Genomic DNA, 19,641 nt, shown 5'->3' with positions numbered 1-19,641 from the left:
TAACCGCTCCACCAAGACCGCAAGGTCCAGTGCCCGGATAGCTCAGTTGGTAGAGCAGCGGATTGAAAATCCGCGTGTCGGTGGTTCGAATCCGCCTCCGGGCACCACTTAAGCTCTTGAAAATAGATGGTTTTTGCGGCCGATTTCGTGCCGGAGCTTGCCTTATTTTAGTCGAAAATGGCTCGGGGATACACTTGGGACACATTTCCCATATCGCTAGAAATCCTGTCCTTCATCATCAAGCGAAGGCTTAGGTGGCGAATCTTCAAGGGAGACAGTTTCAGGAGCGCCTTGAGGTTGGCCTGGTTCGAAGGGGGATGCGACTCAAACAGCATCGGGATATTCCTTCAAACCGTTGCCCGCTTCCGATGAAATGCTGTCCTAGTCGCGAGCCTCGAAAGCCATGCCGCGCGCGAACCGGTCGGTCACGCGCTGTCACTCCCATCTTCGGAAGTGCGACCCAAACAGGTGGAGCGTTCGTGCGAGTCACTGCTCTGCCCCTGAGAACTGGGCCGCCTGAAGCTGGAGTTTTCCGCTAAGTTTCCCTGGCTGGGAGAGGAGCGGAATCGCATGAAGGCATCGAAGTTCACAGAGGCGCAGAAGGCGTTCATCCTGAAGCAGGGCGAGGAAGGCACGCCGGTCGCAAAGATCTGCCGCAAGGCCGGGATCAGCTAGGCGGCCTACTTCAACTGGAAGAAGCGATATGGCGGCTAAAGCAGCTTGAGGACGAGAATGCCCGACTGAAGAAGATCGTGGCCGACCTGACGCTCGACCGCGAGATGTTGAAGGACGTCATCCGCCGAAAACTCTGAGGCCTTTCCGGAAGCGACAGCTCGTCGACGGGATGTTGGTCGATTGGAGCGTGTCGATCCGCCGGGCCTGCCGGCCCTTCCCTTACTCGGACTAGACGATGCTTTGCCCCGTCGAGGCCCAGTCAGCCATGAACCCCTGCAAGCCTTTGTCGGTCAAAGGATGCGTAACGAGCGCCTTTATCACGCTCGGCGGCAGCGTGGCGGCATCCGCGCCCGCGAGCATCGCTTCCGTCACGTGATTTGCCGAGCGCAGGGAAGCCGCAAGTATCTGCGTATCAAGTTCAGGATAATTTTCGAACACGGTGCGGATATCGCGCAGCAATTGCGTGCCGTCGAGATTGATATCGTCGAGCCGCCCCACAAAGGGTGAGACATAAGTCGCGCCAGCCTTTGCCGCGAGTAGGGCTTGGTTAACCGAGAAACAGAGCGTCACGTTGGTCTCGCGGCCCTCTTCGCGCAGAGTGCGGCAAGCACGCAGCCCGTCCATCGTGAGCGGAACTTTGATGCAGATGTTCCGGGCAATTCTTCCGAGCACCGCGGCCTCGCGCATCATCGTGTCATAATCGGTTGCCGCAACCTCTGCAGAGACCGGGCCCTCGACAATTGCTGCAATCTCAGTGATTGCTTGAAGGATATGCGCACCACCTTTGGCGATCAGGCTCGGGTTGGTGGTCACCCCATCGATAAGATGCACCTCTGCGAGCGCGCGGATGGCCGCGACATCCGCGCTATCTGCGAAGATCTTCATGTCAGTTTTCTCCTTTTCATCAAAAACTTGGCGTCGCTTCTTAGGCAGGCAGGGTGAGATCAGCCGTGATACTTTCCGCAAGAACTCGGCGTGCATTCGCCAGATCATTGAGACGAGCCCGCGCAAGGGCTTGTTCATGGGGGAGCCCATACTGAAGCCAACGCGCGATCAACCGCTCCTCAAGCACGTCCATCGGCGGTGAGAGCATCACAGTCGCATCAAACAGCGGCTTGAATGAAGACCAGCCCTCGATCCCCAACAACAGATAGTTTCCCTCCACGACGACGATTCGTCGGTCAGGAGGGAGCTCGCCGCAACCAGGAAGCGTTCGATCCTCAGTCCGGGAAAAGAGCGGGTAGCGGATTACGGACCGGTCATCGCGCAACCGACGCAAGAGATTCCCGAAACCGATTACATCGAAGGTTTCAGGTGCCCCTTTCACCGCACGTAAATTCCTTGCATCGAGTTCTTCGTTGTCTAGATGGAACCCGTCCATAGGCACGAGACCCGCAGCATCTGCCCTATTACCGCGTGCATTGAGGGCGGCGACCACGGCCGCCGCAATCGTCGATTTTCCGGAGCCAGGTGGCCCTGCGATCCCGAGCACGACCCTTCCGCCATCACGAGGAAGGCTATCGACCAAATCGAGAATGGCCCGCGTTTGCACTTCACGTCCCTCCATCGCTCAGGCCGCTTCATTCACATCGTCGGGCTGCTTGGCGCCGGTCATGTAGGCCACCGCATCCGACATGGTGTGCTTCTTCGGGTCGATCGTGCACAGACGCTTGCCTAGGCGGTGGACATGGACGCGGTCGGCGACCTCGAAGACATGGGGCATGTTGTGCGAGATCAGGATGATCGGCAGCCCCTTGGCCTTGAGATCGAGGATCAGGTTGAGAACCTGCCGGCTCTCCTTCACCCCGAGCGCGGCGGTGGGCTCGTCCATGATGATCACCTTCGAGCCGAAGGCGGCGGCACGAGCGACGGCCACCCCTTGGCGCTGCCCGCCCGAAAGCGTCTCGACCGCCTGATCGATGTCCTGAATGGTCATCAGTCCCAGATCGTTGAGCTTCTCGCGGGCAAAGGCGCGCATCGCGGGCTTGTCGAGCATCCGCAGCCATGTGCCCAAGGGGCCCGGTTTGCGCAGCTCGCGGCCGACGAACATGTTGTCCACGATCGACAGCGCCGGCGAGAGCGCGAGCGTCTGGTAGACGGTGGAGATGCCCGCATCCTGCGCCTCGAGCGGGCTGCGGAAGCTGACGGGCCTGCCCTCGAGCCGGATCTCGCCCTCGTCGGCCTGGACCGCCCCCGAGATCGCCTTGATGAGCGAGGATTTCCCCGCGCCGTTATCGCCGATCACGGCGAGGATCTCGCCCGGATAGAGGTCGAAGTCGCAGTTGTCGAGAGCGGTGACGCGGCCATAGCGCTTGACCAGACCGCGCGCGGTGAGAATGGGGTCCCGTTTCATGCCGACACCTTTCTGATCCATTGGTCGATCGCGACCGCGATGATGATGAGCCAGCCGATCGCGAAGACCTGCCAGAGCACGTCCACATCCGCGAGCCGCAGCCCGGACTGAAACACGCCCACGATCAGCGCGCCGAACAGCGCCCCGAGGATCGAGCCGCGCCCGCCGAAGAGCGAGATCCCCCCGATCACCACCGCGGTGATCGAATGCAGGTTCGCCTCGTAATAGGCCTGCGGGCTGATCGAGCCGACGCGCCCGATCGAGGCCCAGGCGGCGATCGCGCAGACCAGCCCGGCGAGACCGTAGACCGAGAGCAGCGTGCGGTCGGTGCGGATACCCGCCAGCTCCGCCGCCTCCTTGTCGTCTCCCACCGCATAGACATGGCGGCCCCAGGCGGTCTTGTTCAGCAGAAACCAGAGCGCAAGGAAGACGACGATCATCAGGATCGAGCCATAGGTCACCCGCGCATTGCCGATGGCTATGGTATTGCCGAAGAATTTCAGCAGCGGCGCGGCCTTGTCGATATCCTGCGAGCGGATCGACTGCGCCCCCGAGAGCCACAGGTTCAGTGCGTAGAAGATCGACCAGGTGCCCAGCGTCGTGATGAAGGGCGGAAGCTTCACCTTGGTCACCAGAAAGCCGTTCATCAGCCCAGCCCCGGTGCCGCCCGCGAAGGCCACCAAAAGCGCCACCGGTGCGGGCACACCCATATAGACGGCGAGATTGCCCGCGATCACCGACATCAGCACCATGATCGCCGCGACCGACAGGTCGATGCCCGCGGTCAGGATGATCAGCGACTGCGCCGCGGCGAGGATCCCGATGATGGAGACCTGCTGCATGATCAAGGTCAGGTTGAAGGCCGAGAAGAACTTGCCGCCCGCGATCAGGCCGAAGGCGGCGATCGAGAGCCCCAGCACGATCACCGGCACGAGGGTCGGGTTGCCGTGCAGCCCGTGCTGGATCGTGCCGAGGGGGCCGCGTTTCGTCCTCTCGAAGGCGGCAACCGTTCTGTCGCTCTTTTCGAGATCGTGTTCGAAGGACTGGCCGCGGGGTGGTGCGGTCTGGGTCATGTCCGTCATCCTCTCTCTCCCGTTGGGGACGCGCGCGCGTTGCGCGGTGGAGGAAGGGCCGCGCGTGGGCGCCCCTTCCGGATCGTCAGCCGCGGCTCAGCCCCAGCACTGCTTGAGGCCCTCGTCCGAGCTGATCGAGTCGATCCCGTCGACCGGATGATCGGTGATCAGCGTCACGCCCGTGTTGTAGAAATCGAGACCTTCGGAGTTCTGCGGCTTGGTGCCGTCCTTCGCGAAGGCCGCGATCGCCTCGACGCCCTTCGAGGCCATCAGCAGCGGGAACTGCATCGAGGTCGCGCCGATGATGCCCTCCTTGACGTTCTGCACGCCCGGGCAGCCGCCATCGATCGAGACGATCGTCGCCTGGTTCTCGAGTCCCACCGCCTTGAGCGCCTCATAGGCCCCGGCCGCCGCCGGCTCGTTGATCGTGTAGACGAGATCGACGCCCGGATCCTTCTGCAGCAGGTTCTCCATCGCCTTGCGGCCGCCCTCCTCGTTGCCGTTGGTCACGTCATGGCCGACGATGCGCGGATCGTCCTCGTCGCCGATCTTCTTGGCGTCCTTCACGTCAATGCCGAAGCCTTTCATGAAGCCCTGATCGCGCAGGTAATCGACCGAGACCTGGCTCGCGTTGAGATCGAGGAAGGCGATCTTCGCATCCGCCGCCTTGTCGCCCATCCGCGCCTTGGCCCATTCCCCGATCATCTCGCCCGCCTTGAAATTGTCGGTCGCGAAGGTGGCGTCGGCCGTGTCCGCGGGCTCGAAGGGGGTATCGAGCGCGATCACCAGCGCGCCCGCGGCGCGTGCCTTCTCGACCACCGGTGCCAGCGCGCGGCTGTCGGAGGGCGTGATCAGGATGCCCTTGGCGCCCGCGGCCATGCAGCTCTCCACCGCGGCCACCTGGCTCTCGACATCCCCGTCGATCTTGCCGGCATAGGTGTTGAGCTTGATCCCGAGCTCGTTGGCCTTCGCCACCGCCCCTTCCTTCATCTTCACGAAAAACGGGTTCGTATCCGTCTTCGTGATCAGGCAGGCGGATGTCTGAGCCGACGCCCCGGTGGCGATGCCAACCAGAGCGACCGATGCACAAAGACCCACGACGCACCCTTTTGCGAATTTCATAACCTTCTCCCTTGCTGTTCAGCATCCAAAGCGATCGTTGAGAACTTCATGGAAAAGTTATTTCCGTCCGATCGAACGACGTAACGCATCAATTTCCGGGCCGATGCGCCGCCAAGACCGGAATCTCCTCCCTTCCGTGAAGCTAGTCGAGAACTACTCTCTCTGGTTTTCATCTGTCAATAAAAACTTCCGGATGAAGTTTTAATAGAGCGAAATTCACCAGAATGCTTGCGCCTAAAACGTCCCCAACGTAGCATCCGAGCACCCTTAGCTACGCGACGCCCACCCCCGCGCGCACCCCCGACATGGTGAACGATGACCCCAGGACGCCGAGACAGACCGCTGAAATCTGTGCCCCTCAAGGGCTCCAACCAATTGACGGTGAGAGACGTCAATGAGCGCCTTGTTCTTCACCTAATTCGACGCCACGGCACGCTTACTAAAGCTGAGGCAACCCGCGCCACCGGGCTGTCGGCGAACGCAGTGTCAGAGATATTCAAGGCGCTGGAGAACGACGGGCTGCTGCTTCGAGGAGACCCTCTTCGGGGACGTGTTGGCCAGCCGTCAGTGCCGATGCACCTCAATCCTGAGGCAAGGCACTACCTCGGCCTGAAAATCGGCCGTCGGAGCTTCGACATGGTCGCGGTCGACTTTGTCGGCGGGGTCGCCGCGCGGCGCTCCACTTCGCACGACTACCCGACCCCCAAAGGTCTGATCTCCTTCATCAAGGAAAACCTGCGTCCACTACTGCGCTCGGCCAAGCTCAAGCGCGAGGATTTAGCGGCGAGTGGGATCGCGATGCCCTCGGAACTCTGGCACTGGGCCGAGGAATTCGTGGCCCCGCGTGCAGAATTAGAGAAATGGCGAAACTTCGACGTTAAGGCCGAACTGGACTCGCTTCTCCCTGGGCCAATTTCCATCGAGAATGACGGCACTGCCGCCTGTCGCGGCGAGCTTGTTTTTGGGCCGCCAACCGACAAGCAGGATTACATCTATTTCTTCGTCGGCACATTTATCGGGGGCGGTGTCGTTCTCAATGGCAGCGTGTTTCCAGGGCGTTGGGGAAACTCCGGCGGCTTTGGACCACTACGAATCCCCGACGAGCCCGGAGGTCATCGCTTGATCGACCACGCTTCGCTAGCTGTCCTCGAGCGCCTCTTGGGGGAGCATAACTGCGACACCAAGTTACTATATGATGACAGTGCAGACTGGTCGGCGCTCGAACCCGTGCTTTCTCGTTGGATTACGCGAGCCTCCAGGAGCCTCGCTCATGCGATCGTCTCGGCACAGGCCGTGATCGATTTCGAAGCGGTGATCATAGACGGCGCTCTTCCCCACACTATCCGCGATCGCCTCGTTGCTGAAGTTGACCGGCATTTCTCCCACCTCGATCTTCAGGGGGTATATCGGCCCGAAATTTGTGCCGGTCATTTCGGTTCCATCATTCGCGCCCTCGGTGCGGCCGCCTATCCGATCTCCAATGACTTCATGATCGACCAAAACACCTTGCTACGCAAAGAGCCCGCCGGACAGCTGTCTCGGTGATACGAAGGATAAGATACATGTGAACTCGTCCCCCGCCGCGCTCCGGCCCATTTCGTCCTTGAGCGACCTGTGCATCAAAGCGAGTTCGCATTTCGAAGGCAAAACTCCAAACTCGAAACAAAAGCAGCCGGACAACTGTCCGGCTGCTTTCATGGCAAACTCTGAGCGATAGGGGCTTCACCAGAGTTCACCGGATGCGCTCTTACGGGGTCAGTGAAAGCGCATCGGGAGGGATTACTCTTGAGAGATCCGGCGAATTTCATCAAGCCGCGCAGCCACAATCGGGTCACAACGCGGACAAAAATACACAACAAGGGAACGAAGAGCACGCAGTATTTTCATGTTGGGCCCTCGATACGAAAGCTTCATTCATTATCCATAATTTAAAGGCTGCGGCCACAATGCGGCGGGGAAAAGGCGGAGATGGGCGCACATAAAGGCAAGAACGTGAAATTCAAAAGGCCCCGCACTCTAGGGTTGCATGAAGCATCCTTCCTCGGGAGCTCGTAATCTAGACCACTTCGAAACGACCCACTGGATCCAGCCGAAGTCAGGCCGTGCGATCGACGCCGGGAGCCGTGGCACTCGAGCGGGGCATCGGACATGTCTGCGCAGGGAGCCGTAATCCCGGCAGCTATTCCAATGCGATCACGAGTTGTCGTGGCAATAGCCATCCAGAACCATGAGCGCTGCGAGATTACGGCCATCTGAGAGAACACAACTCCCGATATTCTGGCCGTCGCCATCCTGCCGGATGACTTCACAGGTGACCGTTTCTTTGCCGACGAGTTTACGCAAGTGTGCGGTCGCATCGTTGCTTTCCTGCGCAGCGGGCGCGGGACAATCTATGGATTCCATTCGAATTCGGCGGCCGTCGATGTCAACAACATTGCCCTCTTGCACTCCCATCACGGGGCCAGAGATCCTCGTTCCTTGTAACATATGGGAAAGAGGCCCAATATAATCGGCCCCCCGCTCCACTCCGACAAAAGCTATCAACGCGATCCCGGCGATCGGGACGAGCATCGGAATCCATGCGCGTCGCAGCCTTACTCCGAGTGCCGTGTCACTCATCTGACCTCTACGCGCAGCCTCATCGACAAAAGACCCGACCTGCTGCGCAGTGTTGCCATCGAGATTTTTGGAAATGAGTTTCGAGATTGCCTTCGCCTCTGAGGTGCTGAGCTGCATCCGATTGCCATGTCTTTCGAATTTAGCGAGCGCATCTTGCAGGAGGTTGCGCTCCCAGACTTTCAGGCGTCGTGAAGCGAGCAGGAAATTGATCCTGCGAACCGTTTCATCAGCGCGTTCATCCGTAAAAGGCATACGAAAAATATATCTTTAATTCATTTGACATCAAGCATTCTGAGACACTGCGCAACCAACCGCCACTAAGCGGTCTGCTTGCGCAAATCATGCAGGAAAAACCACGTGACAGGTCACTCAAGCGGCGTCTATGGCTAGCCCGAACTGCTCGCAAACGAGCGATACACGGCAAAACATTGCAATCACAGGTTGTTTGTGGTAATTTAACTAAGGGGCTGGCCGATTGAGCGAGGAATCGTCATGCCTCACGTATTTTCAGCCTCTCCATACGGTTTGATATCGCGCATCGATTGGAAAGATGGCGATATGCTCGTCTCGTTCAGTGATGGCAGGGAGATCACTTACCGCGGCGTTCCAGAGCACCTTTATCGGGAATTCGCTGCCGCCTATGCACGGTGTGTTGAATCCATAAAAGCACAGGATAAAGCGACTTCCGAGCCTCAGAAGAAAACTGCGCGAACGAAATCCTTCACCAAGCCCAAAAGGATCAGTGAGGAGGCCTTTACTCCCCACAGCACTCTTGAAACCATCTGACACGTATCACCGGGATTTGCAGGATTCCATGCAGTCGAGCGCATGCTCAGACAGCTCTGAACGCTGCGAAGTTAATAGCCCTGAGGCAAAAACTTCCGCATTGCTTTCCGCAGTTGAAAGAGCGGTCGGAGGCGACGCCCCGGTCGGTGCAACGCATGTTGAAGCCGCCCTATTATTTCTGGCGAACGAGCCTGATCTGATCCCCGCCGCACAGTCCAACGTTGCTATGACCCCCGCCCAGAAACTGAGAATGGCCGCGTAGATTCTACGACCAAGTCCCCACAAAAACGGGGGGATTGAAAATCGCGTGTCGGTGGTTCGAAGCCGCCGCCGGGCGCCATCTAACTCTTAGAAATATTAGGGTTTTGCCGTTTCTTTCGGCTCGATCTAAGGGTGTCTGCCTGTTGTTAAGTCGCTGGGGATACACCCGGGGACGCATCTGCAAATACTAGAATTCCGGCCCCTCGTCCGAAGGTGAGGGCAATGGCGCCGATTTTGCGGAGGGTTTGGGTTCATTAGCAGACTGAAATGGTTCGAACACGTTCGCAAGCTCCGCGGCATTCTGCCCATCTCTGCAGATTTCCATGGCCTCGGCAGAAATGACCACTTCGTCTCCAGCTCCGAAAACCACCTTGATCGCGTGGCGATCGGGGATCCGCCGCCAACTCCAGCCGCGAAAACCTTTCCTGAGCAGGTAGAGTGCTTGAGCAAGCCAAGCGCCGAAGGTCATTTCATCGGGATTGCCATGATCCGCATCAACCGCAGTAAAATGATCTCGATCTTCAGGAGCCTTTGATCGAGTTCTCCCAGCTTTTCCTCCAGGACCTGCTGCAGCTCCACGCTTGCTTTGAGCGCTTCTTCTTGTTGGTGCCGGAGTTCCCGGTTCAACCGCAGTTCCGTGTTCAATGTGGAAAGCGCTGCGAGGAACTGCTCCGCCAAATCCGAGTTGGAGCGTTCCAGAAGCTTGAGGAGTTCCCTGAGCGGAAGAAGTGTGTCGGTTTTCTTGTCGAGCGCTACCAGGCGATTGATCACCACCTCCCAAGAGGAGACAGGTTGCATCGATTTCGGTTCTTGCGGCACGGGTAATGTTCTCCAGTTTGGTTTGGATGGGTGGGAGCTCGCAGATGAGGCGCGCGACGGGTAAGGCTTTGGCGAGCAAAAGCCGAGCCTTGAGGTGGCGTGGTTCCCAGGCGGTGCCAAGTTCGCTGCCGCGTAGAAAGCCGTAGGGGGTTTCGAAAAGGTGGCTCTGCTTGCCGTAGATGTTCACATCAGTGGTCAGAATGATGGGCTCTGGCATAGCCTCCAGTAGGGCGGCGAGTTCTTCGATGGAGGTGGGGGGATCCAGCGCGAAGATGGCTGTGAAAGCACCATGCAGGGATTTTGCCTTGGCGTTTGTAAGGTTGCGCTCCGGTGTTGGAGGGGAAAATGTCGGAAACGATGGGTCGAAATACTCCGGCACGGGCAACCCGAGCATCTTGGCCATCTCTTGATGGTTGCGATCAGTTTTGCGTCGCGACAGGGTGGCTTTCACTCGATCGCCCAGAAATGTCTGGAGGATGACCGCGACATGAACATGGTCGCATTCGGCGTCGATATGGCGGGCCGCGACCCACGGGATCTGGTGAGGCGGCAGCTGCATCAGTTCCAACTGCGTCAGAATAATCTGCACCCAGAGTTCGCGATCGGCGAGCAGCCCTTTGGGTAGTGAGAGGGTGATGTGAAGGAATTCCCCGCCATCTCCGAAACGCTCGAACTGCTTTCGCAATGCGTGCCGATTTTCGAGGATCAACGTGCCGCCGATGGGATCAGCCCCATCTCTGAATATGTAATCCTCGATGAATTTCGCGTCCCGATGGCGCTTCGTGTGAGCCCGCATCGTCAGGTCTCCGACCAAGCGCGAATTGCAGCGGCCAAGTCGCGAACCTCTCTCGCGAGTGCGCGGCCTTCCCCCGACAATCGTGGACCGAGCGCGTTCACCGCGAGAGAAAGTCGCCCGAGTTGTTCAGCGATCTCGGCCCCCTTCGCCTGGCCTGGCGCTATTCCGGCGAGCACACGGTCTCGTAGGTATTTTCCACGCGTTGGACTGCCTGCGGCTTTCCGCTCGCTCTCAAGAAAATGGTGTTCCTTCGGAGACAGCCGGAGCTTCACGATGGCTGTTCTTCGTTCAGACACCGAGCCGCTCTCCCTCAACACGGGCGATCCAGTTTTCGATATCCGCGACGCGAAAACGGGCGCAGTTCATTCCGAGCGAAACCTTCCGCGGGAAGTCAGGCCGATCACGGTGCCACCTGTCGATCGTTGCGCGTGTCACGCCGAACATCTCTGCGACTTGGTTGATCGTATAGTATCGCGTGGGGGCGTTGTTGCTCATGGCGGGTCTCCTCGGTTTGCGCGAATTGCGCGTTTGATCTAGAAGTCCGGCTCGGGTTGCCCGTCCGGGTTGCATTCTCAAAATAGTTCATTTTTCGCCGCGAATCATGGGGAAGAGGGGAGTTATCCCCAGAAAGCTGTGGATAACCAATTGCTTGAGGGGGTGTTTCTGGGGCATCCTGTCCCCGTTAGGGGACAGGATGATTTGGCCGCCGCGACGGTTTTTTTGATCGCCCCGCACCCCTCCGGCCCAGTCTCGCGCGCACTAGAACCTAGAGAGTGGTGGAAATCGGGCCCGATTTCGCGTGCGTCCCTCGTGATGCCTTACATGTCTTCGCGCGGGCACAGCCCGTCGCGGGGCGCCTCGGGCGAGGGGGACGAGGGCTGCGGCGAGCACAGCGGTGCCAACCACCGCGCCAACTCCTCGCCCTTCAGCTCGCGCCTCTCGAGCAGCGCCTGCGCCATCGCCTCGAGCGTGGCTTGGCGTGCGTGGAGAAGGGCGCGGGCGCGGGTCTCGGCCTTGGCGATCCGGGCCCGCACCCGGCCGTAAACGTGGGGGTTGTGCAGGGCGACATGATCGGGCGCGTCGAGCCAGACCAGCTGGTGATGGCCGAGACCATAGCGGGTCTCGATCCCGACCGCATGCCGGGTGGCGCGCGCGAGATCGGAGTCCTGCGTCCCGCCGGCCCCGGCCGAGGCTTCGCCGAGCACGAGGCTCTCGGCCGCGCGACCTGCCAGCAGGCAGGTCATGTCGTCTTCGAGATCGGAAAGGCTGCTGAGGGCGCGGGTGGGGGCGCCATGGGCCTCGCCGCCGCCATTGCGGGTGAGCACGAGACGGCTGGTCGCGCTGAGCCCCAGGGCGGCATAGGCGATGGCATGGCCGCATTCGTGCAGGGCCACGCGCCAGTCATGGGACGGGTCGGTTACCTGCAGGGTCGTGAGCTGTCGTGCGAGATCTTCGACGACGAGAGGGCGCCCCTCGTCGCGGGCCTCCGAGCGCGCGGCGCGGATTGCGGCATCGAGCTCGGCAGCGGACTGGCCGACGGCGGCGCGCGCGAGGGCACGCAGCGTCTCCTCCGGCCAATCGCATTGCGCCCGCAACATCCCCTCGAGCGCGGTCGCATCGGGCAGGGGGACCTCGACATGGGTGTCGAAACGCCCGGGGCGGAGAATGGCGGGATCGATCGCGCCGGGATCGTTCGTCGCGCCGACCAGAAGCACGCCTTCGGATAGCATGAGCGCATCGATCTCCTGCAGAAAGGCGTTGATGACCTGGCGCTGATACGTCTTGCCGTGCTGGTCGCCGCCGAAGCGCGAGCCCGCCGCATCGGTCTCATCGATGAAGAGGATCGCGGGGGCCGCGGCCCGGGCTTCGGCGAAGGAGCGGCGCATCGCGCCGAGCATGTCGCCCAGATGTCCTGCTGCTTGCCATTCCCCGAAGCCCGCCGAGATGAAGGTGACCCCGGCGCTTGCGCCCATCGCGCGCGCGAGCCAGGTCTTGCCGGAGCCGGGAGGACCGAAGAAGAGCGCCGAGCGCGTTGCCTCCGACCAGTCGATCTTGCGCGCCTTCCAGTCGGCCAGATCGCGCACCATGCGCTTCGCGATGCGCAGCGCCTCGGTGTCACCGGCGATCTGATCGAGGTCGGGGCCTGCGGTGATCACGCGGGGTCGCGCCGCCTTGGCGAGTTGATTGGCCGCTTCAAGCGCACTCGGTGCGCGCAGCGCGAGGGCTCGGGCAGCTTGCGGGACCGAGGCGAGGGCGGCGTTCTCGGGAAGCGCGCGGCGCAGGGCCTCCAGATCGATCCCCTCGGAATAGGTCATTGCGAGCTGGGCAAGCGTGATCTCCCGGTCGACCGGCGCGAGGGTGAGGGGAACGGGCAGGAGTGTGAGAAGCGCACGCGGCAGACGGATGTCGTCGGGAAGCAGGATGAGGGTCGCGCGGTGGGTCTCGAGCCCCTCGCGGATCTCCCTTTCGGGCGGCTGCGTCTTGGTCCGGCTCGGGAGCAGGATCGAGAGCCGTGCGAGCGCGTCGATGTCGCGTTGCAGCTTGTCGCGAGGCGGGGTGGCCGATGGCGGCAGGAAGAGCGCAGCAATACGATCCGCGATCTCGCTCATATCCTCGCGGCTAGCACCCTGAAGGAGCGTGACCGCTCCGGGGCGCGTGAGCGCCTCGATGCGCTCTGCGGTTCCGAAGGTTGCGGCGAGCCGCAAGGTCAGGAGGAGCAGATGCGGCGTGATGATCGAGCCGGGAAGCGCTTTCGCGCCCGGCTCTTGGGGCTGGGCCTCGGGACCAGAGAGGTGCAGATGGCCCCCGTCGAACTCGAGGTCATATCCATCGTCTCCGCCGTTGCTGCTGCCGGGTGCGCGGCGTGACGCGGATGAGGTCGGTGCGGGGCGCTTGTCGCTCATCTCGTCGCGCAGGCGAAAGACGGCTTCGAGCGCGAGCGGGCCCCAGCTCGGGGACAGGTCGAATTGGGTCATGGCGGAACCTCGTCTTATGGGGGAGGGGAGAAAGAGGGAAGGAAAGGGAGGAGGCGGTGGCCCCGGGATGGGGGCCACCAGGGAGAGGGGCTGTGTCGTGGACGCCCGCGGTCAGCGCCGCACCTTGCGGAGGCGCACCTGGCGGGCGCGGTGCTTGGTGCGGCTGCGCGAGGCCGCACGGCGCTCCTTGCGCATCAGCCGGTCGAGCTTTTGCGAGATCGGTTGCTCGAGCTCGGGCCGGTAGATCTCCGACTTCACCTTGAGCAGGTGCGCGAACTCCTCGGGCGGAACGCGCCCCTCGGGAAAACGGGTCGCGAGCCAGGCGTGGAGCTTCTTCTCGAGCCGCTGCGCCTGACGCCCCGACCGGATCGGGACGGATTTGATCAATTGCCGCGGCAGATCCGGAACCCGATGGAGCTGGTGGAGCAGGCGGCTCTCGGGATCGCGCGAGAAGCCGAGCTTCACGACATGCTTGTCCGGCGCAAGCGTGATGCGCATCAGGTAGATGGCGCTCGGCTCCGCCGACCAGCATTCACCACATTGGGGGCAGTCGAACCGACCGGTCTTCATGTTCACCCGCGCGATGCGCGTGACGATGCCACAGCCCTCTTTATGCCGGTAGAGCCGGTAGTTGTGATTGCCTTCGGGGTCGGGGCCGATCAGCTGCCAGCCGCGGGCGATCGCCTCCTCCTGCTCACGCGCGTGCTGGCAGGTCTCGCAGCGGTGGCTCACCTCGCCGCGCGCGATCCGTTCGACAAAGCCGAACTGCCGGCGGAGCTCATGGCCGCAAGGTGCCTTGTAGACTCCGTATCGGGTGTCCGACGGATCGCGGCGCAGGAAGCGCAGATGCGCGCGCCTCGCCCGGCTCTGCCTGCGCCGCGCGAGGCAATGGGGGCAGAGGGGGCGGGCGTTCATCAGGACGAAGAGCTTCGTCGAGGAGAGCTCGCCGCAGCACTTGCACCGGAGTGCCAGGTGGTAGCGGTCCGTGACGCGGGCGATGAGCTCGAAGCCTTTCTTGCGCGCCATCTTCTTCCAATGCGCATGAAGCGCGCCGGGATGGATGGGCTGGGGCGTCCCGCCAATGGGCAGGGTGTTCGGGATGGGCTGGGACATGGCCAGACCTCCTTGTGCAGACGTATGGGGGGAGAGGGGGAGGGCGCGCGGAAGCGTGCGCCGGGAGGAAGGTGCGGGCGCCACCACAGGCGGCGCCGCCCGCAAGCGCGTCCCCGTTCAGCCGGGCCGGCGGCCCGGCAGGGCAGGCGAACAGGGTATCGGGAAGGGGAGGAGGGTCAGATGCTGGCGGCGAGATCCGCGCAAGGATCGTGACCGCAGAGGTCGAGCGCGACGAACCCCTCGAAGAGCGCGAGCGCCGAGCGGGTCATCGCGTTGACATGGCGATGGGTTGCGGTCTCGTCGGTCAGCAGGAAGTCCTCCGCCTTGAGGCGGGCGATCGCGGCGAAGCGCGCAACCTCTTTGGGACCGGCCGCGTCCATCGTCAGATGCAGCATGAAAGCCGCGAGCCTGAGCGGCCGGTCGGCGGGGCGCACGACATCCGCGTTCAGGAGATCATGGACCAAGGCACCGAGGCGCTCCTCGGCGAGTTCCGTCGCCTTGAGCCAGCCGCTGCAGGCAATGTCCCAGATATCGATATCGGCGAGATCGCGATTGCACTCGATCACCTCGGCGAGCGCGAGCAACAAGCGCTCGAAGAGCGTCGAGATCGGGGAGGGAATGTAGGTGGACGCGTCTTCATTCGCGGCTGTGCGCGTGGTAGTGACGAAATTAGCCATGGTCGGTCTCCTGTGACGAGATTGGCTGTGGTGAGAGCGTTGGCGAGGGGCCCTAATCCCTTGCCTTCGCTCGCATAATATGGCACCAAAAAACCAAAGTGTCAACTAAAAGGATTCGGTGTCATGGAAGAGAAGAAGAAAGGCCGGCCGCGGGTAGATACAGAGGCGGTGAACCTTCGTCTCAGTCGCGAGATGCTGCAGGCGATCGACGAACGCCGGAGGCTCGAGAGCGATCTGCCGACCCGACCGGAAATGATCAGGCGTGCCCTCGCTCAGTGGTTGGCTGCGAGTGAGGAGTGAAAGGCTAGATCGGCGTTTTGTCTTGAGTGGAATCGAAGAAATTCGCCGAGGCGACGCGGTCGCGATCGGAGGGCGCTTTCTGACCGTTTGCGTAGGTCTGAAAAATTCTCAGTTCAAATTGATCCGCTTTGGGGGTAGCTAAGGGAGAATCCTATTTCTTCTTTTCCTTTCCATGTCGTCTAGAGAACAAAATTTCCCCGTCGAAATCTTTTATGCAAAATCTGACCTGAACCGCTTCGCGGAGGCTCATGGGTTTTGCCAATTCGCTTACGCACGCTCGATTTCGGGCGGTCAATTCTCTGACGGCGCTGCCGTGTTGTCGAACTATTCAAACGAATGGCGCGACGCTTACCTTCTTGAAGGGGTAGGCGCACTGGACCCGGTCCTCCAGGAAAATTTTTGCCATGGCCGTTTGTTTTCTTGGAACGAACTTCTTGAGAAGAGTGTCTCTGCGCGGCGCTTCTTCCAGCTCTCTAATGCGCATGGGATAACTTCCATCGGCTTCTCCGTGCCGATCCGAAGCGGGCCGCGACATTGGAGCATGCTGAGCCTTACCACGGGCGAGCGGAGCTCTCCTGGTGTCAAGGCAATGGAGGCTTTGGCGAACCGGGCGCGTAGCTTGGCACTCGAATTCCACAATGATGTATTTCCAAGCTATGCACGCACAGGTCGTTTCGTGGGACTGTCAAAGCGTGAGCGCGAAGTGCTTTTCTGGGCTGCTTCGGGGAAGACATCTTGGGAGACCGGGGCAATATTGGGCCTGAAAGAACAGAGTATTAACGGCTATCTCAGAAATGCATGTCAAAAGCTCGAAGCGACAAACAAGACTGCAGCGGTTGCAGCGGCTATTCGCGCGGGGTTGATCTGAGTTTTATGAAATTCCTTCCTCGCCGTATTCGAAGGAAAGCCGTGTCGTATTGTCGTCCGCTTGGGCGTCTTTTCGGTTAGTTCTGTTGAATGAATGACCGATTTCCACCGGTGCAGTGCGTCACTGGCATGAGAGATGTAGATCTTTTTTTCGACCAAGACGCGGCCGGATGCGTGCTCGCGTTATTCGGGATGTTCGTGGCGGATGAAGAAAAGCCCGGAGGAAGGCTCCGGGCTTCATTTGTTTGGCCGGCGGCCTGCCTGTGGATCAGCAGCTCGGGTTCGCGGTGCAGGCGGCATTGTAGCCGGTGGTCAGGCCACCATTGAGCTCGTAGCCATCCGCGGAGTCGGTCGCATTGACGGTGCCGACGATCGCCGAGGTGTCGGTGCCGGTGATGATCTTCCCGTCGAGCGAGCCGGTCTTGTCGTAGAGGAGGGTGCCCGCGCCATCGCGCATCCGCATCGTCATCGTGTTGGAAGCGAGCTGAGCGCCCGAGACCGTCGCGTTGCCGAACACCTCGATGTTGTTGTCGGCATTGCTCGCGATCGAGTCGATCGCCGCGGTGCCGTTGGCGAGATCGAGGTTGACCGAGACATTCCCCGTCGCCACGCGCCAGGTATCGGCACTGGTCTGCTTGTAGGACAGTTCGATCTGGCCCGTGTAGACGCCGGTGGGCGCGCTCACCACGGTCGGGGTATCGCCGGTCATCGTGTAGGTGACACCCTGATCGTCGGTCTGGAAGCTCACGAGCGCATCGCCGTAACCGGGAAGCACATCCACCCAGGCGGCATACTTCTTGGAGTTGATCACCTGAGTGTTGGTGTAGCGCGTCACACCATTGCCCAGATCGATCGTTCCGCCTTTTTTCGCAAAGGCGATCACGCTCGAAATATCCGAGCCGTCGGGCGCCACGAGCGGATCGTAGACCGGCGGGGCGACGACGGAGCCACCGCCACCGCAGGCAGAGAGCGCGACCGCCGCGATCAGAACTGAACCTCGCACTAGTTTCATTTTTTCCCTTCCGATTGTCTTGTTGCCGCGCGTTGCCTCAGTGGACGAGAATGCGATCGGCGCGCGGCCAGATCTCGCGGCATGAAGATTTTGACTTTGTTTTCATGTTCTTATATGCACCGACAGTTTTGGATCACGAAAGGGCATAGAAATTGGGTATTGCCAGACTGTTATTTGCTGTCGCCATCGCGGTTCTCTCTGCGGAGCCTGCTTTCTCGTCATCGAGCGATGAAGCGATTGCACTCTCCGGCGCCCCGCGACTGGCGGTATTCGCGCTCTCCCAGCCGGAAAGATCACTTCGGGATCGCTGGGAAATGCGGCGTCTCTTGATTTCGCTCGCGTTTGAAGGGCGCGTCTTGGTGGCATCAAGGATCGAAGCGCACGTTTCCCCGTTTATCCGCTACGACAGCAATCTAAATGGCGGATTTCCCGTTTCTTCCCTCACCGTCGGTGGGCTGACCTTTCAAATCAATCCTGACGATGTCCGCAAGAAGGGCGCGTTGGTGGGGCTGGATGGCCAAGCCAGTTTTGCAATGCCGCTTGCGGATGGATTGGCTCTCTCTGGGGTAGGGCAGGTCGAACTGGGCTATGCCCCTCAACAACGTGTCGACAAAACGCAATTATCGGGCAGCCTCTGCGTCGAGCGCATGTTCAATACTGCGACATGGCTCTCCAGTTGCCTGAGTGGTTACAAGCAGGTTTTCGATCTGGGACAAGATCGCGGGATCTCCGGCAGCCTCACATTGAGGCAGGAGTTGCTCGTCGGACAGAGCTTTCACGAGCTAACGATTGGAGTGTCCAGAAAGCGGGAGTTGGCGAACGGGGGTTCCAACCAGAACATTGTTTCGCTCGGCATGATTTCTGCTTTGCGAACTGGATTTGCGCTGAACACCAATTTCTCATTCGGCGATGCGGTTTTGGGGGAGCTCGTGATGCGCAACAGGGTTGGTATTGGTATATCAGGTTTGATTGCGGGACGGCCAACGAGCGTTTTCTTCCACCGAGAAGAGAGCCGTGGATCTCTTTACTTAGGCCAACCGCGTCGAGACCGCACGCTTACCGTTCAGATGATCCGATCGCTGCCGTGGCGGTGGAGCGCCGAGATTTCCTATTCCCTAATCCGAAGTTCTGCCGATGTCTTCGATGACAATTTTCTTGGCTTCTCAGTATCAAGACGCTTTTGATGATCACGAGGCGTGCGTGAAAGCGTTTTGATGAATATTCTTTTAGATGTTGAATAGCCCGGCGTTTCTTAGACGCCTTCGTGTCTCAGTTTTTGCTGCCGCTCGAAGTCGACGGGCGACAGAATTCCGTTTCGGGCGTGCTTGCGCTTCGGGTTGTAGAACATCTCGATGTAGTCGAACACATCCTGCGTGGCTTCTTCCCGTGTTCGGTAGTTTCGTCGCCTGATCCGCTCACGTTTGAGCAGGTTGAAGAAGCTCTCAGCTACCGCGTTGTCATGGCAGTTTCCGCGGCGGCTCATCGGGTGCTTCAGATTGTGGGCCCGAACGAACGCCGCCCAGTCCATGCTGGTGAATTGGCTGCCTTGTCCGAATGGATCAGAACCTTCGCCCGGGGTTTTCTCCGCTATGTCGCCATCAGCAGCGCTTGCAGGACAACGTCTGTCGTCTGGCGGCTCTTCATTGCCCAGCCGACGACACGACGCGAGAAGAGATCAATGACCACGACGAGATAGGCGAAGCCTTCCTGCGTGCGGATATAGGTGATTTCGGTCACCCAGGCCTTATCCCGTGTCGCCACGTCGAACTGTCGGTCCAGAGTGTTGTCGACCAAGACCGAAGGCTTTCCGCCATACTTTCCCGGTCGGCGCTTGTAGCCGATCTGCGCCTTGATGCCGGCCAGCTTGGTCAGGCGGGCAACACGGTTCAGGCAGACGCTTTCGCCTTGCTCGAGAAGGTCGTCATGCAGTTTGCGGTGACCGTAGACCTTGCCACTTTCCACCCATGCCTCCTTCAGCATCGCAGTCTGTCGTCTATCTTCCTGAGCCCGCTTGCTCAGCGGCGCCTTCAGCCACGCTGAGAGCCCACTCGGTTGGATACGAAGGCAGCGGCACATGGCTCTGACGGAGAACTGCCCGCGATGCTCGGCCACGAACGCATATCTCACTTTGCATCCCTGGCGAAATACGCGCTCGGCATTGTCCTCGGACCATGTATGGATGGCTCCCGCGTG

17 protein-coding genes, 1 tRNA gene and 2 pseudogenes are annotated in these 19,641 nt (G+C 60.5%); 7 read left to right on the top strand and 13 right to left on the bottom strand.

The features are described from left to right. The first annotated feature begins 31 nt into the window (after window positions 1–31). Both DW2_RS06085 and DW2_RS06080 read left to right on the top strand, forming a co-directional pair. Window positions 32–107 (top strand) — tRNA-Phe (locus DW2_RS06085). Window positions 108–570: 463 nt separating this feature from the next. Then, a pseudogene (locus DW2_RS06080) lies at window positions 571–883 on the top strand (transposase); the annotation flags it as partial. Between the two features lie 20 nt (window positions 884–903). Here DW2_RS06080 and fsa read toward each other — a convergent pair. From fsa to DW2_RS06055, 5 genes are all read right to left on the bottom strand, one after another. Continuing rightward, on the bottom strand, window positions 904–1,560 hold the full coding sequence (gene fsa / locus DW2_RS06075) for a fructose-6-phosphate aldolase (RefSeq protein WP_038144606.1): 657 nt from the start codon (window positions 1,558–1,560) through the stop codon (window positions 904–906). Window positions 1,561–1,600: 40 nt separating this feature from the next. Further along, the gene (locus DW2_RS06070; protein WP_051855527.1) at window positions 1,601–2,242 is read right to left on the bottom strand and encodes a nucleoside/nucleotide kinase family protein; all 642 of its coding nucleotides are present in this window, start codon (window positions 2,240–2,242) and stop codon (window positions 1,601–1,603) included. A 3-nt stretch (window positions 2,243–2,245) separates the two neighbouring features. After that, window positions 2,246–3,028 (bottom strand): ATP-binding cassette domain-containing protein, encoded by a 783-nt coding sequence (locus tag DW2_RS06065; protein WP_038144604.1) that lies wholly within the window; start codon window positions 3,026–3,028, stop codon window positions 2,246–2,248. Next, window positions 3,025–4,101, bottom strand: a complete 1,077-nt coding sequence (locus DW2_RS06060) for an ABC transporter permease (RefSeq protein WP_038145070.1) — start codon at window positions 4,099–4,101, stop codon at window positions 3,025–3,027. The genes DW2_RS06065 and DW2_RS06060 overlap by 4 nt, the downstream gene beginning before the upstream one ends. A gap of 96 nt (window positions 4,102–4,197) precedes the next feature. After that, window positions 4,198–5,223: a sugar ABC transporter substrate-binding protein gene (locus DW2_RS06055; RefSeq protein WP_051855525.1), complete on the bottom strand. Its 1,026-nt coding sequence runs from the start codon at window positions 5,221–5,223 to the stop codon at window positions 4,198–4,200. A 315-nt stretch (window positions 5,224–5,538) separates the two neighbouring features. Between DW2_RS06055 and DW2_RS06050 the strand changes: the two genes are divergently transcribed. Continuing rightward, entirely contained in the window at window positions 5,539–6,768 is a 1,230-nt protein-coding gene (locus DW2_RS06050) for an ROK family transcriptional regulator (RefSeq protein ID WP_038144602.1), read from the top strand. A 648-nt stretch (window positions 6,769–7,416) separates the two neighbouring features. On the opposite strand, the gene DW2_RS06045 is transcribed toward DW2_RS06050, so the two are convergent. After that, window positions 7,417–8,094, bottom strand: a complete 678-nt coding sequence (locus DW2_RS06045) for a thermonuclease family protein (RefSeq protein ID WP_038144600.1) — start codon at window positions 8,092–8,094, stop codon at window positions 7,417–7,419. A gap of 240 nt (window positions 8,095–8,334) precedes the next feature. On the opposite strand from DW2_RS06045, the gene DW2_RS06040 reads away from it, so the two are divergent. Beyond that, window positions 8,335–8,628 (top strand): hypothetical protein, encoded by a 294-nt coding sequence (locus DW2_RS06040; protein WP_156102905.1) that lies wholly within the window; start codon window positions 8,335–8,337, stop codon window positions 8,626–8,628. 448 nt (window positions 8,629–9,076) lie between these two features. Here DW2_RS06040 and DW2_RS19685 read toward each other — a convergent pair whose 3' ends face one another. The 5 genes from DW2_RS19685 to DW2_RS06010 form a co-directional block, all read right to left on the bottom strand. Then, window positions 9,077–10,504 (bottom strand): relaxase/mobilization nuclease domain-containing protein, encoded by a 1,428-nt coding sequence (locus tag DW2_RS19685; RefSeq protein ID WP_156102904.1) that lies wholly within the window; start codon window positions 10,502–10,504, stop codon window positions 9,077–9,079. A gap of 288 nt (window positions 10,505–10,792) precedes the next feature. Next, window positions 10,793–10,999, bottom strand: a complete 207-nt coding sequence (locus tag DW2_RS06025; RefSeq protein ID WP_038144594.1) for a helix-turn-helix transcriptional regulator — start codon at window positions 10,997–10,999, stop codon at window positions 10,793–10,795. 323 nt (window positions 11,000–11,322) lie between these two features. Continuing rightward, window positions 11,323–13,479: an AAA family ATPase gene (locus DW2_RS06020; protein ID WP_051855519.1), complete on the bottom strand. Its 2,157-nt coding sequence runs from the start codon at window positions 13,477–13,479 to the stop codon at window positions 11,323–11,325. 111 nt (window positions 13,480–13,590) lie between these two features. Beyond that, window positions 13,591–14,592, bottom strand: a complete 1,002-nt coding sequence (locus DW2_RS06015; protein WP_202900094.1) for a GIY-YIG nuclease family protein — start codon at window positions 14,590–14,592, stop codon at window positions 13,591–13,593. A 176-nt stretch (window positions 14,593–14,768) separates the two neighbouring features. Continuing rightward, window positions 14,769–15,269 (bottom strand): hypothetical protein, encoded by a 501-nt coding sequence (locus tag DW2_RS06010; protein WP_038144593.1) that lies wholly within the window; start codon window positions 15,267–15,269, stop codon window positions 14,769–14,771. A gap of 123 nt (window positions 15,270–15,392) precedes the next feature. On the opposite strand from DW2_RS06010, the gene DW2_RS19340 reads away from it, so the two are divergent. Both DW2_RS19340 and DW2_RS19335 read left to right on the top strand, forming a co-directional pair. Further along, window positions 15,393–15,569: a ribbon-helix-helix protein, CopG family gene (locus DW2_RS19340; protein WP_081874880.1), complete on the top strand. Its 177-nt coding sequence runs from the start codon at window positions 15,393–15,395 to the stop codon at window positions 15,567–15,569. 172 nt (window positions 15,570–15,741) lie between these two features. Continuing rightward, window positions 15,742–16,437, top strand: a complete 696-nt coding sequence (locus DW2_RS19335) for a helix-turn-helix transcriptional regulator (RefSeq protein ID WP_081874879.1) — start codon at window positions 15,742–15,744, stop codon at window positions 16,435–16,437. 267 nt (window positions 16,438–16,704) lie between these two features. On the opposite strand, the gene DW2_RS06005 is transcribed toward DW2_RS19335, so the two are convergent. Next, window positions 16,705–17,448 carry a hypothetical protein gene (locus DW2_RS06005; protein WP_156102903.1) on the bottom strand — a complete coding sequence of 248 codons (744 nt, stop codon included), beginning with the start codon at window positions 17,446–17,448 and terminating at the stop codon, window positions 16,705–16,707. A gap of 152 nt (window positions 17,449–17,600) precedes the next feature. Here DW2_RS06005 and DW2_RS06000 point away from each other — a divergent pair, with 152 nt between their 5' ends. Beyond that, window positions 17,601–18,632: a hypothetical protein gene (locus tag DW2_RS06000; protein ID WP_156102902.1), complete on the top strand. Its 1,032-nt coding sequence runs from the start codon at window positions 17,601–17,603 to the stop codon at window positions 18,630–18,632. 68 nt (window positions 18,633–18,700) lie between these two features. Here the strand turns inward: DW2_RS06000 and DW2_RS05995 are convergent. Further along, window positions 18,701–19,641 (bottom strand): annotated as a pseudogene (locus DW2_RS05995) (IS3 family transposase); the annotation flags it as partial.

The sequence above is a fragment of the Thioclava atlantica genome, assembly GCF_000737065.1.
Taxonomy (GTDB): Bacteria; Pseudomonadota; Alphaproteobacteria; order Rhodobacterales; family Rhodobacteraceae; genus Thioclava; species Thioclava atlantica.
Note: the sequence above shows the minus strand (reverse complement) of the source record. Positions and strands in the feature narration are given on the sequence as shown.